We start from the raw sequence: 16,652 nt of genomic DNA, 5'->3' as shown, positions 1-16,652 counted from the left end.
TTGGGGCAGTCCGACTGTAAGGAGGTATCTGCCACTAACGCAGTGAAAGGTTAGTTTTTTTGACATTGAATACTCCTTATTCATAAAATTTCTTGTGACTCAGGATACAAAAAGAACCGTGTCTTCGCTCCTAAGTCTATGACCTAGGGGCGTCAGAAACGCGGTTCCACCCTAATTTATTACTTCATTTTATTTTACTTTACTCAGCTTTTTACTGAGAGAAAGCGCCACTTGCTTACTTTGCTCTACTTGGCTCTCACTATCCCAAGCTCGCTAGAAAAACGCCGTAAGCCCTTCTTTCTTGACTAGTATTATAGCAGATTTTTAGGTACTTGTAAATTAAAATCCGTATGAAACAATCGTTTCATACGGATTTTTGGCTAACAAACAAGGTTGTTTTTCTTATGGACGTCTCGCAGCTTTTGGTTTTTTACCATGAAGTTTTTTCTTGGCATTCTTCAAGGCTGTCAAAGCATCTTTTACATCTTGTTGGCTTGCTCCTGGATTTGAAAGGATGGTTTGTGCATCCTTGAAAGCCACTAGGTAAGCTTCTTTTTCTTTATTTCCAGCATAGATGAATTTAGCATTCTTTTCTTGGAACTTCAATTCTTCCTTGATGTATTTTTCAAGACTTGAAAAATCAGTTGCTTTCCCGTTTAATTTTCCTTCTGCACGGCTAAGCTCAGCAAGTGCTTGATTGATTTGTTCTTGTTTCACAGTTGGATCAACTGCAAGCAAGGCTACTGTTTGGAAAGCACGATCGTAGTCGCGACGTACTTTTTCTTTGGCATTGGCATAACGACCAGTTTTTGTCGTAGCATCGTAAGCCTGCATAGCTTCTTTCAAGGCCGCAACGTTTGAATCTTTCCCATCCAAAGCTTGGCTGGCAGCTTCAAGACTAGCTAGAGCTTGGTTGACTTGCTCTTGACTAACCTTGTTGGTCAAGGCTGCTTGGGCCGCTTGCAAGGCTTGATCATAGGCTTCCTTCTTATCCGCACTGGCATTGAAGTATTGCGCTGTCTTTGTAATATCTGCTTGGTTGTTCAAAGCAGCTAAGAGATCCACTTTTGAGATCACTCCAATACGATAATTGTTGTTGCGTCCTGCGACAACTGAGATCACTGGTGCTTCCTCAGCTAGTTCATAGCCTGTAGGAAGAGTTGCAACCAAGGTATATTGACCAGTTGCTACAGATTTACCAAAGCCATTTTTACCATATTTTTCAGCTGGCAAGACAAAGTTTTCACCATCTGCCCCTTTTAATACGATCGTAGCTGCTTTTGAAACCGGTTGATCAAAGCTGATGCTAACTGGCGCGTATTCTAAAGTATTGGCAAGAAAAGCAATCGTTTGGAAACTATTATCCTCTGTCAAATCAAATTCTTGCGTCAAGCTGCTGACAAATTTCACTTCTGTACGATCATACGTAAAGATTTCAGCAGTATAATGACCAAAGTTCAAGAAGTTAATATCTTTTGTCTTATCAACTGACACGTATTGGCCCTTGCTATCTTTGATTCGGTAAACATACATAGTATCCAAATCTTTGTTCGTTTTAGCGTCACGAACTGCAATTTGAACCCGACCACTATTTTGATCCCGAACTAAATCAGCTAGTGAAACATAATCTACGTTCCCCGCAAAGTCTTCTACATAGTAGTAGATATTCTTCTTATCGATGTTTTCAGGAAGATCGAAGCTACCATCTGCATTGGCCTTGATCACATGGTAATTTTCAAGCGCACGTGTACCATTCTTATCTTCACTGGTTTGGACCATTGTCCCCTGATCATCAAATGGAGTCACATAGACGAGTTTTTCAGTTAAGATACCGCCATCGCCAACATCTTTGGCTTTACGTGCTACAAACTGTTGAGCCCCATCTTTGAAACGGATATATCCTGATGTGATCACTGGTTTTTGGGTATCAACTTGAACCTTAAAGGTCGTTGATTGCTCTTCAGCACCAGGAACCATTGGTGTATAACGAATGACATAATCATATAGACCATCTGCTACTGCTTTCCCATTCGCATCAATACCATTCCAAGCAGTGTTATCTAGTGTGTAACTGCGTGGGTTCTTTTGGTCACCGTTGAAGAAGTTCTTACGATGATCAGATGGAGTTCCTTCCCACAGTGGATTTTTATGTTCCGTATCGCTTGCTGCATAAACAGTTGCACGAAGGTTTTCAATGTTTCTAAGGGCGACTGTCTTGTATTCAACGAGGTCTTTATTTCCATCTTCATTTGGCGAAATGGCAATGCGAACATTCCCATTCTCATCTAATTGAAGAGAATGTGTACCTTCCGCATTTTCTTCAATACCAAGAACTGTAATCCGACGACCATCTCGTTTTCCTTGTGTGAGGAGAAGGTCATTTTGCAGGGTAACAAGCGCAGAAACATTGGCACTAGAGGAGATATTCAAATCTTTTGGAACATGATAGTAGAAGCCATCTTTTCCTTCGCGAACCAAATCATAGATTGGTTTTTCAACAGCTGGAAGGTTTTGGAATTCTCCCTTGAATCCCATAAACGGCAAGCTGACCACATCCCCATCATCTGCCGGATCTACAAAGCGAACAAATCCTTCAAGGAAATAGCCGTTCGGCATTTCTTTGCTCAACTCTTCTGTGAATTTACTTGTATCGACTTTCACCGTAACCGTTTCAGAGCTATGTGCTTTCACGGTTACTTCAGGCCAAGCTGTTTCAGTCAATTTACGTGGACGGAGGGTAAATTTACCATCCTTCACTTCATCTGTGTCAGTATTCACCAACATTTTCAAGGTACGATCGGTATCTGAAATATTGTGAACCGTCACATCAAAGGTAAAGCTATCTCCAACATTTCCAAGAGTAACGCTTGGATAGTTGTTTTCACCAGTCACATACAAGTCTGTTGAAACGGCTGCAGCTGTGTCTACAACCCCTGCTCCTTGTTGACGTGGAGAAGTATAAACACCGGTTTCTTTATTAACATGTGGTTTAGCCGTAGACATAATCAAGGCTTTGACAGTTTCAGAAACTTGTTCTGGAGTCAATTCTGGGTGGTTCTTCACAAGGTATTCTTTGACCAAAGCTGCCACACCTGCTACATGAGGAGAGGCCATACTTGTACCACTCATATCTCCGTAGGTATTATCATTCAAAGAAGAAAAGATATTTCCACCAGGTGCTGTGACATCTGGTTTCAACTGACCATCTGTTGTTACTCCCCAACTTGAGAAATCAGACAATTGATCTGCCTCTGGAGATGGACGGTTGGCCATAGTATTGTTAAAGACAATTTTGTAGGAACCTGCCTTAAGAGCTTCCCCATAACGTTTTGAAATAAAGACAGATGGGATCTTTTTCGCATCTCCTTCAATTGCCATTCCAAGGTTCGATCCTTCCACATTATTGTAGACCAAAGCTCCTGCTGCACCATGATGGAAGGCATTCGCAATCTTTTCTGAGAATGGAATTTCCCCGCGTTGGATTAAGGCTAATTTACCGGTAAGATCCAGATCTTTGAAATCATCTTCTTTTCCAAGACCAACTGACACATATTCGTACTCTTTGCCTTTTTCAAAATCAGCGTCTGCAGCAGATTTACTGTAATCAAACTTACCGTTATCCGCTTCCGCATTGCCTTCAAGGCCTTTGACTTCAAACACTTCTGTCGTAATAACATTATTATTGATAGAAGCAACAGAGATGGAGTCCTCTACTGTTGAAGGATTTCCGACCAAACCATAATCTGGATTTTCAGCAGAAGGTCTTGAGTAACCATTTCCAAAGCTATTGCTATTTCCTGCAGAAATTAAGACAGATACGCCTTTAGCGCGCGCCCGTTTAATGGCATCCACAATATCTGAATCCGCATTGACCGTAGAACCAGTCGTAGAACCAAGACTCATGTTGATAGTATCTGCACCAAGAGCTACAGCATCATCAATTGCTTTTACATAAAGAGCAGATCCCGTTGTTTTTTGGCGATCTGAGAAGACACGCATAAACATAACTTGCGCTTCTGGTGCTACACCATAGATCTTTTCTCCGTTTCCTGCTGCTTTATCAGGATTCCCTGTTGCAATCCCTGTAACGTGCATCCCATGAGAATCTCTTTCGGCCTCTTTGATATTGTCGGTCCCATCAAAGTAGTCATAAGCGTAGACAACCTTGTCGTTGTACCATTTACCATAATCGATTCCTGCCGCTTTCTTAGCAGCTTCGATTTCTTCTTGGTTTTTAAACTTAGCTTTTGAAGGATCGGTAATCCGAAGAACCTCGTGGTTCACATCCAAGCCAGAGTCGATGACGGCGACAACCATCCCTTCCCCTTTATAGCCTTGCTTCCAGGTTTGGGGAACAGTAATAATTTCGTCACTTTCGATGCTTTGAGGTTTTTCAGCTGCCTCATGGCGATTCGTTGTTTCAGAACTTGTCGCAGTCGCCACTTCTGTTGCTTTTTCTACAGGTTTTTCCGCTACTTCCGGTTTTGTTTCTGGAACAGTAGCTGCTTCTTTCGGAGCTTCTATTTTTTCAACATGACCTGCTTCTGTTGCATTCGTTGTCTTTTCAGCAACTGTTGCTTCTTTTGCAACTTCTACTTTCTCACTAGCGACTGCTGTATTTGCTTCTGTTGCTTGTGAATGCTCTTCTTCAGCAGGTGCCTGTTGAGTAGTGGCTACAAGCTGTGTTCCAGCACTCGTTTGGCTGGCCGCTTGTTCTTCTGCACTCGCTTGTGCAGATCCAAATACCAAAACAGCCCCTAATAAAACTGAGGCTACACCAAATTTGTATTTTCTTAATGAAAAACGTTCTTGTCTATTCATAGAAACTCCCCTTATATTTTAATAGTAACTATTATAACGCAAAATTGTCTGAAAATTCATTCAAAAAACAAATTGTAACACAAATGTAACATTTACGAATATTACTAGCTATTAATTTGTTTTCGTTCGGAAAATTGTAAATTAGAATGGGGAAGTATTATAGAACATCTGTTTTTGTTGGAGTTTTAAAATTATTTAATCATTGAAAGGATTTTAAAAACCGAGAACGAAACTGTCCTCGGTTTTTATTAATGAATAGAAATTCCCTTTTAAAAATCTTTGGTGTCCGGATCTGGTGCACCTGCTTCAACCGGAAGATGGCGAAGGAGTTCCACATCATCTGCTGTCAATTCAAAATCAAAGCAATTTAAATTACTCGCAATCCGCTCAGGTGTAACCGATTTGGGCAATGGAAGGAAACCTTCTTGCAAACTCCAAGCCAAGGCTAGTTGAGCGACGGTCTTTCCATATTTAGTAGCCATTTCTTTTACTTGTTCATTTTGGAACAATTCTCCTTGGCCAAAAGGTCCCCAAGCCTCTAGTAAAATGCCATGCTTGCGACTTGCTGCAATGGCTTCACTTTGGTAAACCCCAGGTGCTAGACGAATTTGGTTCACAGCCGGAATGACCCGAGCTGTTCCAAGGAGGGCTTCCAAATGATGAGGCAGAAAATTGCTAATACCAATAGCCCGAACCTTGCCAGCAGCTAGCATATCTTCCATTGCTCGCCAAACCTCAGCATTTCGTTGTTTCCAAGCATCATTTTCTCGAAGTGATTTTGGATTTGGCCAATGAATCAAATAAAGATCTACATAGTCCAAGCCTAGTTTTTCAAGAGACTCTTCCAAAGCAGCTTGAGCGTCTTCATAGGTGTGGTGAGTATTCCAAAGTTTGGTGGTAATAAACAGGTCTTCGCGCGCAAGACCACTGTCTTTAATGGCCCGACCCACACTCTCTTCATTCTGATAAATCGCAGCTGTATCGATATGGCGATAACCTGCTTTTAAAGCAGCTAAGACAGCTTGATAGGCTTCTTCTCCATTCGCTGCTTTCCACGTCCCAAATCCCAATACAGGAATCTCCACCCCATTATTTAAACGATAATGATTCATTTCTTCTTTCCTTTCTTCGACTTCGGTTTCTTAGGCCCTCGAAGCTTGAGCTCTGGCTTAAAAATATTCTTCTTGGTTGGCTCCATCTTCTTGCTATAAAAACTATAGAGTAAAAATGACCCACCAACGATCACAATAAAGATATTTTTTCTTACAATCCCATAGAGCAAGAAAAAAATTCCCATCAATAAAAAACGTATATCAATTGCCTTCATAAGCTACCTCACATTTCAATTCCCATTATAGCATGAAAAGACAGCATTCACAAAATTGCACTACCATTGGTAAACAAAAACCTCTCTAGGTATGACCTAGAGAGGAAGTATTCTATCTTCGATTCTTGAATCTAATTCGTCGCCTGGTAACGTTTGACCCCATCGAGATAGGTCGCAACCAGATCCAAATTTTGGTCAAGTACGATGAAGTCCGCATCATATCCTTCACGGATTTGACCACAAACATCATCAATATGGACTGATTTTGCCGGATTGAGGCTGGCCATCATCACTGCTTCGTGAGGGTTAGCAATTCCCCACTCTACAACATTTTTTAATCCATCTTTCAATTTCAAGATTGAGCCAGCTAGATTACCAGTTGATTTCAAGCGAGCAGTCCCTTCAGCAACCACGACTGGGAATTCCCCAAGCATATAATCCCCGTCTTCTAATCCCCCAGCTGTCATACAGTCAGTAATCAAGGCAACATTTTCTTTTCCTTTTTGTTTCATCAGGATATCACAAGCTAGTGGATCAACGTGATGACCATCACAGATCAACTCTGCTGTAGTATGAGGCAACTCATACATAGCTCCAACCATACCGAGTTCACGGTGCGTCAAACCACGCATACCATTATAGGCATGCACCCAGACACTCGCACCTGCATCAACTGCTTTTTTAGCTTCTTCAAAAGTTGCATTGGAGTGTCCTAGAGCGACTGTCACCCCTTCTCCTGTAATGGTCCGAACAAATTCTTCTACCCCTTCACGCTCGGGAGCAAGGGCAATCTTATTCAACAGACCATTGGCAGCTTTTTGCCAAGCCCGGAATTCTACCATACTTGGATCCTTCATATAAGCTGGGTTTTGTGCTCCCTTGTATTTTTCTGTAAAATAAGGTCCTTCAAAATAAATACCACGAATCTTAGCACCTGTTGCTTCTTTATATCGTGCACCAATATTTTCAGTTACCGCCAAAAGTTGTTCGTAAGAGGAAGTCAAAGTCGTAGGCAAAAAGCTTGTGACCCCAGTACTCAAGAGACCTTCACTCATGGTATGGAGAGTGCCTTCGATATTATTATCCATAACATCTACTCCACCAAAACCGTGAATATGGGTATCCACCAAGCCCGGAGCAATACTGTAACCTGAATAATCCAGCACATCCGCACCTTCTGGTAAGCTTTCCACATGTTTTCCAAACTTGCCATTGACGAGCTCCAAATAACCTCCACGGCGAACTCCATGTGGGTAATAAAATTGATCTGCTTTAATATATGTAGACATATAATCGTCCTTTCCATTGTAGGAACTGTGTTCCATTTATATTCATACATATTATAACGCTTTCACTTCCATTTGTAAATGGTCTAGACCTATTTTTAGATAGAATCATACAAAAACAGAGCAAGCTTCCTACTTACTCTGTTTGACATTCATTAAATTTGCTCGATTTGTACTTTTTCAGCTAGATTCATGGCATGGTCTGCAACACGTGTATAGTGAGAAATGATATCAATAAAGTTCACTCCGGCTTGTGGCGTACATTCACCTTGGTTCAAACGACGAATATGAGTTTTCCGAAGTCTTTTCTCCAATTTTTCAATTGCCTCGTGACGTGCTACTAGTTGATTTGCAAGACTCACATCATTGTGCTCGATAGATTTCAAAGCATCCTCTACAAATTGATGGGTTTGGTTGTAAATATCTTCCAATTCGGCCAAGGCTGATTCTGAAAAAACGACTTTCTTACGAATTAAATAATCGGTTAGATTAATTAAGGCTTCCGCGTGATCTCCAATCCGCTCCAAATCACGAGAAGAATCTAAGATATTGGTGAGAACTTCACTTTCTCTCGGACTCAAGGCTTCACTTGACAAACGAATCAAGTAGCGAGTCAAATCATCATCAATGGTATTGATGGCTTCTTCTGTCTTATGACCCTTTTCAGCTGTTTTCTCATTTTGATGAAGAATATAATCATAAGAGAGGCTAAAGGCTTTATCTGCATACCCACCTAAATGAAGCAACTCTTTTTTCGCATTCCCAAGAGCAATCGAAGGCGCTTGAGTGATCAAGTTTTCATCCAAGTAGAGCGGTTCATATTTGACAACCTCATCCTCACCAGGAATCAGCTTGGTCACAAAGTATGCCAAAGCTCCAATGAATGGGAACTGGATGATGGTATTGGTTATATTAAAGGTTCCGTGAGCAAAGGCTATGGTCATTTCTGGGGATAAATGAAGAGTCGTTTCAAACCATTGAATCAAAGAGGTAAACGGAACAAGGAAGACAAGACAGATAATGGTTCCGATAACATTAAAGGCTACATGGGCACCTGCCACACGTTTGGCCGCAATATTAGCTCCCAAGGAAGCAATGATAGCTGTAATGGTCGTTCCGATATTATCACCAAAGAGAACTGGGAGGGCTCCTTTCAGGTCAATCAAATGACTAGCATAGAGATTTTGCAAGATACCAATGGTTGCAGAAGAGGCCTGAATCAAAAGTGTTAAGCCTGATCCAACAAAGACACCCAAGATAGGACTTTTACTTAACTGCACCATATAGTCACGAAAGACTTGCAAATCTTTAAGAGGTTCCATAGCCCCACTCATCAAGTTGAGGGCAAAGAAGATACCACCGACACCAAAAACGATTCGTCCAACATTATTAACCAAACGATTTTTGGTAAAGAAGAGACAAACCGCTCCGATAAAGAGCATGGGAAGAGCGTAGTCTCCTAATTTAAAACCAATGATAAAGGAGGTAATAGTCGTTCCAATATTGGCCCCCATAACAATACCAATAGCTTGACGGAGGGTTAGAAGTCCTGCACTCACCAGACCGACCGTAATCACTGTAACCCCTGAACTCGACTGAATCAAGGCAGTCATCCCAATCCCTACTAGAACCCCTAGAAAGGGATTACTCGTATATTTATCAATATAGTAGCGAAGTCGATCTCCTGCAGCCTGTTGCAAGCCTTCTCCCATGGTTTTAATACTATAGAGAAAGAGCCCCAGGCCTCCCAAAAAGTTAAATACAATTTCCTGCCAGTTAATCGACATGTTCATTCCTCCAAATTTGAGATCAGAAATAAAACTCCTCTCCTATTGTAAAGGATAATTTCCAATCACACAAGAGATTTCTGTAAATTTCTATTATTTTTTGAAACCGTTTTTTCCTTCTGTTTTATTTTCCTCGTTTTAAGAGCCAAAAAAAGAGGGTGGAAAATTTCCAACCCGAGACTGTAGACAAACTATTCTTTTTTATAAATCTAATAAATTCTATAAAAAGAAATGTTACTCGTTAGAGTGATTCAATCATCTACTGAAACTTTTCGTCGTGAGAAAAGTACCTGAAACTTAATAGTTTCAGGTACTCGGAATTATTGAGACCTTAGGCTCAATAATTAGTCATGGAACTTCGAAGAAGTTCGCTGACGTCCGTACTCACCTAAGGAAAGTTTCTAAGAAGACTTTGTCTTTCAATCTGGGCGTGGAAAATTTCCAACCTCTCTAGTCTTTGTTCAAATTGCGTAACATCTCATCGATCTTGTTACCGTATTCGATAGACTCGTCTTTGACAAAAGTAAGATCCGGAATCTTGTACAGTTTCAAATTCCGACCTAATTCACGCTTGATGGTTCCTGTTGCTTTTTCAAGGCCTGTCTGAGCCTTTTGATTGTCTGAAGCCAAATCACTCATAATTGAATAATACACTTTGGCCATAGACAAATCACCTAGCATTTGAACATCCGTAATAGTAACGCCTTGAACACGCGGGTCACGGACTTTCTTTTGTAAAATCTCATTGACTTCACGCTTGATTTCCATCCCTACTCGATCTGTCCGAAAATGACTTGCCATAGGAACTCCTTTCTGCTTTGTGTTTAAAAACTAGGAAATCAGAGAAAAGTCCTCTTTTTTCCTAGTCAGCCTCTTATTTTTTAATTTCTTCCATGATGTAGGCTTCGATGGTATCATCTGTCTTGATATCATTGTAGCCTTCAATCATCAATCCACCTTCACGACCATTTGTGATCTCTTTGACATCATCTTTGAAGTGTTTCAAGCTTGCAAGAGCTCCGTCATAGATCACGACACCGTCACGAATGACACGGACTTTGGAATCACGTGTAACCTTACCACTAAGGACCATAAATCCACCAATGGTACCCACTTTAGAGACCTTAAAGGTTTCACGAATAACTGCTTCCCCGATGACTTTCTCTTCGAACTCAGGATCCAACATACCTTTCATGGCATCTTCCATTTCTTCAATCACTTTGTAGATGATTGAGTGAAGACGGATTTCTACCTCATCAGCTTCAGCTTGTTGACGTGCTTGTGGAGTAGGACGGACGTTAAATCCGATGATGAAGGCATTTGAAGCTTCTGCAAGGGTCACGTCTGATTCGTTGATGGCACCAACTGCTGAGTGAACGATGGTCACTTTCACACCTTCCACTTCAATCTTTTGAAGGGAAGCAGCAAGAGCTTCAACCGAACCTTGTACATCGGCCTTGATGATGACATTAACGGATTTCACTTCTCCAGCCTTCAAGGTATCAAAGAGATTTTCAAGGCTGACGCGGTTGGTTGCTTGACGTTGTTTCATCAGAGCACGTTTGGCACGTTCTTCACCAGCTGCACGCGCTGATTTTTCATCTTCATAAACCGCGAAGTGGTCACCTGCCATTGGCGCTTCGTTCAAACCAGTGATAGAAACCGGAGTAGATGGTCCTGCAACCTTCACACGACGTCCAAGGTCATTGGTCATGGCACGGACACGTCCAAAGGTATTTCCGACAACGATTGGGTCTTGAACATTCAAGGTACCTTGTTGAACAAGGAGGGTTGCGACCGCACCTTTTCCTTTATCCAAGCGCGCTTCGATAACAGTACCGATGGCACGAACAGTTGGATCTGCTTTAAGTTCTTGGATTTCAGCCACAAGAAGGACCGTTTCCAAGAGTTCATCGATATTTTGGTTGAACTTAGCTGAGATTTCTACAAACTCAGAATCACCACCCCAAGCTGTTGACATAACTCCATGCTCTGCCAATTCACCGATGACACGCTCTGGATTAGCTCCTGGTTTATCAATCTTGTTAATAGCCACAATGATTGGAACATTAGCCGCTTTTGAGTGGTTGATGGCTTCGATAGTCTGTGGCATCACCCCGTCATCTGCCGCTACGACCAAGATGGTAATATCGGTAACAGATGCACCACGCGCCCGCATAGAAGTAAAGGCCGCGTGTCCAGGTGTATCCAAGAAGGTAATCTTCTTGCCATTTTCCACGATTTGATAAGCCCCGATGTGCTGAGTGATTCCTCCCGCTTCACCTGTTGCTACACGTGAATTACGAAGGGTATCCAAAAGGGTAGTTTTACCGTGGTCAACGTGTCCCATGATGGTGACAACTGGTGGACGCTCTACCAACTCATCTGGATTCAAATAACCATCTTCAACGAAGAAGCGTTCGATATCGGCATTGTCCACTTCAACCTTTTTCTTGGCTTCAATTCCATAATCCACCATCAAGAGTTCAATCGTATCTCCATCCAGCGATTGATTTTGAGTCGCCATGACTCCCATCATAAAGAGTTTCTTGACGATTTCAGCCGGTTCACGCTTGATGCGTTTTGCGATTTCGGCAACCGTCATTCCATCCGTATACTCAAATTCACTTGGTAATTCATGGAATTTACGCTCTGTTACTGGTTTTGGAGCATCATTACGGTTGTTCTTTCCTTTTTTATTTTTCTTATTGTTATTCCAGTTACTATTTCTCTGATTTCTCACTTGATTTTGACTATTTCGATTCCTTTGTTGTTTTCTTGGACCATCTTCTTCACGATCAAAATCATCGCGTTTCTTATCTGGTCGCGCTTGTTTCTTCCGACGTGTATCGACTTGAGCTGGAGCAGCAGCAACAGCTGGTTTTGTATGGTTCTCAACAGCTGGCTCCTGTACAGGTGCTTTCACTTCTGGTGCTTCTACCCGTTTCCGGCGCTGTTGACGTTCTTGTTCTGCTTTTGCAGCTTGTTGTTTGTAGCGATCTTCACTTCCACGTGCGTACTCAGCATTTTGTTCAGCTTTCAGTGCTGCTGCACGCGCTTTGAAATCAACTTTTGGTGCCACTTGGGGCTGTGCACCACGTCTTTGATCTGGTCGGTTATTGCGACGCTCAGAACCTTGATTTCGCTGTTCATTTCGCTCTTGTGGTCGTTGATTTCGGTTGTCACCATGACGCTGATTATCTTTGCGATCACGTTTTGGACGATTGTCTTGTTGTTTCCTACGTTCAGCCTGTTCTTTTGCACGCGCTTCTCGTTCCGCTTTAAAGTTACGACTCTTTGGTTTAGCAGCTGGCGTTACTGATTTTGTCTCAGTTGCTCCTTCTTTTTTGACAGGCGCTGCTTCTTTTTTCTCTGCGACAGCCGTTGTCTTGGCAGCCACTTCTGCTACTTTCTTTTCGACTGTTTCTTTTTTCGCTGCAAAGCTCTTGATCAACTTTTCAGCAACATCAGTATCGACACTAGATGCATGACTCTTGACGTCAAAACCTAATTCTTTCGCACGAGTGACGACTTCTTTACTTTCCTTGCCCAATTCTTTGGCAATTTCGTATAATCTTTTCTTAGACAATTGCTGTCCTCCTCTTCTATTCCATAAGAGACCTCATTTTCTTTGAAAATCCAGCATCTACAACAGCGACGACCTTACGAGAACGTCCAATTGCAGTGCTTAATTCTAGTGTTGAAAACACGGTAGATACTTGAACCTCATAATAGTGACCCTTATCTGTCACCTTTTTTGTCAGGTTACTAGCTGCATCATTTGCCAGAAAAACTAATTTTGCTTTTTCTTCCTGGATTGCTTTGATCACGAGTTCTTCTCCAGAAATGAGTTTTCCTGCTCTTTGCGCCAAACCCAACAAATTACTTATCTTTTGCTTATTCAAGGCCTAACTCTCTTCTCTTCACCTTATGATCTACATAAGAGATCAATTCATCATAGAAAGCTTCTTCCACTTCCATATTAAAGCTACGATTAAAAACTTTCTTTTTCTTAGCAAGTGCCGCTTCTTCATTGTCTAGCTTGATGTAAGCACCTCGACCATTGGCTTTGCCAGTTGGATCGATAAAGACTTGTCCTTCTTTATTTTTGACAATGCGGAGCAAATCGCGCTTATCAATAATTTCATTTGAAACGACAGATTTTCTTAAAGGGATTTTTCTTGTTTTTACCATTTTCCCTCCCTCTCTTAATCGACTTGCTCTTCGTCACTTTCTACTTGGTCTTCAAAAGTTTCCTGAGCTGCTTCCATTTCTTCGAACTCACTAGCAGATTTGATATCGATGCGGTAACCAGTCAAATGAGCTGCTAAACGAACGTTTTGACCACGACGACCAATGGCAAGAGATAATTTGTTGTCTGGGACCACAACGAGAGCATGTTTGCTATCTTCATCATCAAAAATAACTTGGTCCACTTCTGCAGGAGCGATCGCATTGTAGATAAATTCAGCTGGATCTGGAACCCATTCGATGACATCGATATTTTCTTCTGTCGGAACCATACGGTCTAATTTTTGATCGTATCGAGCTGGGTGGAACTTGCTGGTAATCTTTTTAATATTCGATCCACCACGACCAACGATAGTCCCAATCGCATCTACGTTTGGGTTATGGCTACGAACCGCAACTTTTGTACGATCTCCAGCTTCTCGCGCTACACTCATAATCTCAACAGTTCCATCGTAGACTTCAGGAATTTCTTGTTCCATCAAACGTTTGATCATTTCAGGGTGGCTTCGGCTAACAAAGACATTGACACCACGTGGATTATCTTCTACCTTGTAGACAAATACTTCAATTCGATCATGAGATTGGAATACTTCTCCTGGAATTTGGTCTTGCTTAGACAATTGAGCTTCGATCGAACCAAGATTGACATAGATAAACCGATTGTCAAAGCGCTCCACCGTTCCACTCATGATTTCATTTTCATGTTCTTTATAAGTGTTATAGGTGATGGTGCGCGTTTGCTTACGCATTTTTTCCATGATCGTTTGTTTAGCAGATTGAGCTGCTACACGACCAAATTCAGCTGGTGCTTCTTCAAACTTGATCTTGTCCCCCAACTCATAAGCAGAGCTAATAGCCAAGGCATCCTTCAAGCTGATTTCTAAACGGCTATCAAAGACTTCATCCACCACTTCACGAACCGTATAAACACGGAAATCTCCAGTTTTTTCATTGAATTCAATCGCTGCACTTTCTGATTGTCCATAACGACGGCGATAAGCTGAACGCAATGATTCTGTGACGGCTTCAATGATATCTTCTTTTTTGATCCCTTTGTCTTCTTCCAAAATGCGGAAGGCTTCTAGCATTTCTTTACTCATGTTTTTCTTGCCTCTACTATAAAGGCATCCTTTCTTTCATTCTGTTACAATTTTACAGCCAACCTTGCTTTGGACACAAGGTTATGAGGAATTTCTACAGTTTTCTTTCGTGTTTTATCCATATACTCAATGGTCAAAACATCCTCTTCAAAACCTACCAAGTTCCCCTCAAAGACCTTTTGCTTTTCAACAGCCTTATACAAGCTGATATTGACATACTTGCCAACAGCTCCCTCGAGTGCTTCCTTGGTTTTCAATGGTCTCTCCAGGCCAGGACTGGTAACTTCTAAAAAGTACTGTTCTGGAAATGGGTCTGGTTTGATTTGATCCAATAGCGGGCTGATGATTTCTGTCAAATCCGCTGTATCATTCAGTGTGATCCCTTCTGGTTTGTCTACGAAAATGCTTAAGACGTAGTCACCACCCATTTTGCCATATTCAACATCGACCAATTCAAATGGTTCCTTTATAGCTGGCTGAATCACTTCTGTTACTAAGTCAACAATCGTTGCGATGGTTGCCACCTCCTCATAGATAAGAGGCGAAGATATTTCCCCGCCTCTCCTTTTCTATTCATTTAAGGTATTATAACACGATTCCCCAATGATTGCAAGGAATATGCTAAAACTGTGCTTCCACACGGTAAATGACCTGTCCTTTACTGGAGAACTTTTTCTCGTATTCCGTCATGACATTGCCCTCAAAATCGCTAGCATGAAGGTCTAACCAGACTCCCTTCAAAGTCATCCCATATTGCGAGAAGCTTACCAAACTGTATTCAAACAGACCTCGATTATCTGTTTTAAAGTGAATCTCCCCATGTTCTGGAAGAATTTGCTTAAAGGTATCCAAGAAGGTCTTGTATGTTAAACGACGCTTCTCATGACGTTTCTTAGGCCAAGGATCTGAAAAATTCAGATAGAGTTGATCGATTTCTCCATCTTCAAAATAGTTGGTCAAGCTATCCCCGTCTACCCAAAGCAATTTAATATTAGGAACATCAGCTTCTAAGACCTTATCTAAAGCATAACTCAAGACTGATTTTTGAATATCAATTCCGATGTAGTTGATCTCTGGATTGGCCTTGGCCATCCCAGTGATAAAGGCCCCTTTTCCGCTACCCACTTCGATATGAATAGGATGGTCATTCCCAAAAATTTCATGCCACTTTCCCTTGGCATCTTCTGGATTTAGGACCACATATTGCGGGTTCGCTTCTAATAATTCAGTCGCTCCCTTGCGATTTCTAACTCTCATATTTCCTTTCCATATTTCAACCGGAAATTGCGCAGAGCATAGATCTCGCGATTGACATTTTCTAAATCATTATTTTCATAGTATTTAGCAATTTGACACAAGAAAGAGTATTGACCAAACCAATAGAGTTTATCAAATACTTTTTGATTGTACTTGTAGCCATAATAACCTAACCAATCGCGCCAATTAGAATCTGGGATATAGTGACTCAAGATATGCGCCACATCCAACATCCGATCTGTCAAACGAACAGAGTCCCAATCGACTAGATAAATCAAGCCGCTCTCTGTCTCAATCCAGTTACTATGACGAACATCCCCGTGAACGATCGTCGCATAATCCTCCCGGAAGGCAGGCACTGTCTTACGTAAATTCTTTACGACTGATTGGATATAGTGGTTCTGACGTAGGGCAATTGGCAACCGATTGCTCCAAGAATTGAGCAATTCTAATGGAGATTCTACAGGATAGCCAAGTTTTTTCAATTGGGTCATCAAAGGTCTAGAACGGTGCAATCTCGTTAAAATATTGACGACTTGTTTTTTCGACATCCCATTTGGCGTGAGAATTTCCCCATTCAACCATTCTTGGGCACTCATCACATTTCCATCTGGCAATCGTCGACTCCATAATAATTGAGGAGCAATCTGTTCTTTTGCTAGACCCGCAAGGATTGGGGTCGTATTCATTTTTACAAAAACGCGCCCACCATCTGGGTAGGTCCCCATGTAGGCCTTCCCACTCTTCCCAGGAATTGGGGTGAGGCTTAGCTCTTTTTCATTCGAGTCCATCTTTTCCTCCGTAAAAAGTTTCCAATCTATTT

Annotated in this window: 12 protein-coding genes and 2 pseudogenes; all 14 read right to left on the bottom strand. The window is 41.6% G+C overall.

The window, feature by feature from the left end; all coding sequences use genetic code 11:
* Positions 1–402: 402 nt before the first annotated feature.
* Positions 403–4,821, bottom strand: a complete 4,419-nt coding sequence (locus H7T97_RS03845; RefSeq protein ID WP_201089469.1) for a S8 family serine peptidase — start codon at positions 4,819–4,821, stop codon at positions 403–405.
* A 269-nt stretch (positions 4,822–5,090) separates the two neighbouring features.
* Positions 5,091–5,933, bottom strand: a complete 843-nt coding sequence (locus H7T97_RS03840) for an aldo/keto reductase (RefSeq protein WP_070594442.1) — start codon at positions 5,931–5,933, stop codon at positions 5,091–5,093.
* Entirely contained in the window at positions 5,930–6,148 is a 219-nt protein-coding gene (locus H7T97_RS10275) for a hypothetical protein (protein WP_049498094.1), read from the bottom strand. The genes H7T97_RS03840 and H7T97_RS10275 overlap by 4 nt, the downstream gene beginning before the upstream one ends.
* Positions 6,149–6,279: 131 nt before the next feature.
* Positions 6,280–7,437 carry an N-acetylglucosamine-6-phosphate deacetylase gene (gene nagA / locus H7T97_RS03830; protein ID WP_070594461.1) on the bottom strand — a complete coding sequence of 386 codons (1,158 nt, stop codon included), beginning with the start codon at positions 7,435–7,437 and terminating at the stop codon, positions 6,280–6,282.
* Between the two features lie 152 nt (positions 7,438–7,589).
* Entirely contained in the window at positions 7,590–9,221 is a 1,632-nt protein-coding gene (locus H7T97_RS03825; RefSeq protein ID WP_070594441.1) for a Na/Pi cotransporter family protein, read from the bottom strand.
* A 450-nt stretch (positions 9,222–9,671) separates the two neighbouring features.
* A complete protein-coding gene (rbfA, locus tag H7T97_RS03820) occupies positions 9,672–10,022 on the bottom strand; it encodes a 30S ribosome-binding factor RbfA (RefSeq protein ID WP_003003976.1) in 351 nt (116 codons plus the stop codon).
* 73 nt (positions 10,023–10,095) lie between these two features.
* Positions 10,096–12,591: pseudogene (infB, locus tag H7T97_RS03815) on the bottom strand (translation initiation factor IF-2); the annotation flags it as partial.
* Between the two features lie 95 nt (positions 12,592–12,686).
* Positions 12,687–12,810: pseudogene (locus H7T97_RS10410) on the bottom strand (translation initiation factor IF-2 N-terminal domain-containing protein); the annotation flags it as partial.
* A gap of 16 nt (positions 12,811–12,826) precedes the next feature.
* Entirely contained in the window at positions 12,827–13,126 is a 300-nt protein-coding gene (locus H7T97_RS03810) for a YlxQ-related RNA-binding protein (protein ID WP_045760253.1), read from the bottom strand.
* Positions 13,119–13,415, bottom strand: coding sequence for an RNase P modulator RnpM (gene rnpM, locus H7T97_RS03805; protein ID WP_155125296.1), 297 nt, complete (start codon positions 13,413–13,415; stop codon positions 13,119–13,121). The genes H7T97_RS03810 and rnpM overlap by 8 nt, the downstream gene beginning before the upstream one ends.
* A 14-nt stretch (positions 13,416–13,429) precedes the next feature.
* Positions 13,430–14,572, bottom strand: a complete 1,143-nt coding sequence (gene nusA, locus H7T97_RS03800; RefSeq protein ID WP_031575236.1) for a transcription termination factor NusA — start codon at positions 14,570–14,572, stop codon at positions 13,430–13,432.
* 44 nt (positions 14,573–14,616) lie between these two features.
* Positions 14,617–15,096, bottom strand: coding sequence for a ribosome maturation factor RimP (gene rimP, locus H7T97_RS03795; protein ID WP_201089467.1), 480 nt, complete (start codon positions 15,094–15,096; stop codon positions 14,617–14,619).
* Positions 15,097–15,193: 97 nt separating this feature from the next.
* Positions 15,194–15,829, bottom strand: coding sequence for a tRNA (guanosine(46)-N7)-methyltransferase TrmB (trmB, locus tag H7T97_RS03790; RefSeq protein ID WP_024056398.1), 636 nt, complete (start codon positions 15,827–15,829; stop codon positions 15,194–15,196).
* Positions 15,826–16,620 carry a cell cycle regulator CcrZ gene (gene ccrZ, locus H7T97_RS03785; RefSeq protein ID WP_003003852.1) on the bottom strand — a complete coding sequence of 265 codons (795 nt, stop codon included), beginning with the start codon at positions 16,618–16,620 and terminating at the stop codon, positions 15,826–15,828. The genes trmB and ccrZ overlap by 4 nt, the downstream gene beginning before the upstream one ends.
* Between the last annotated feature and the right edge of the window lie 32 nt (positions 16,621–16,652).

The organism is Streptococcus parasanguinis (genome assembly GCF_016648925.1).
Classification (GTDB): domain Bacteria; phylum Bacillota; class Bacilli; order Lactobacillales; family Streptococcaceae; genus Streptococcus.
Note: the sequence above shows the minus strand (reverse complement) of the source record. Positions and strands in the feature narration are given on the sequence as shown.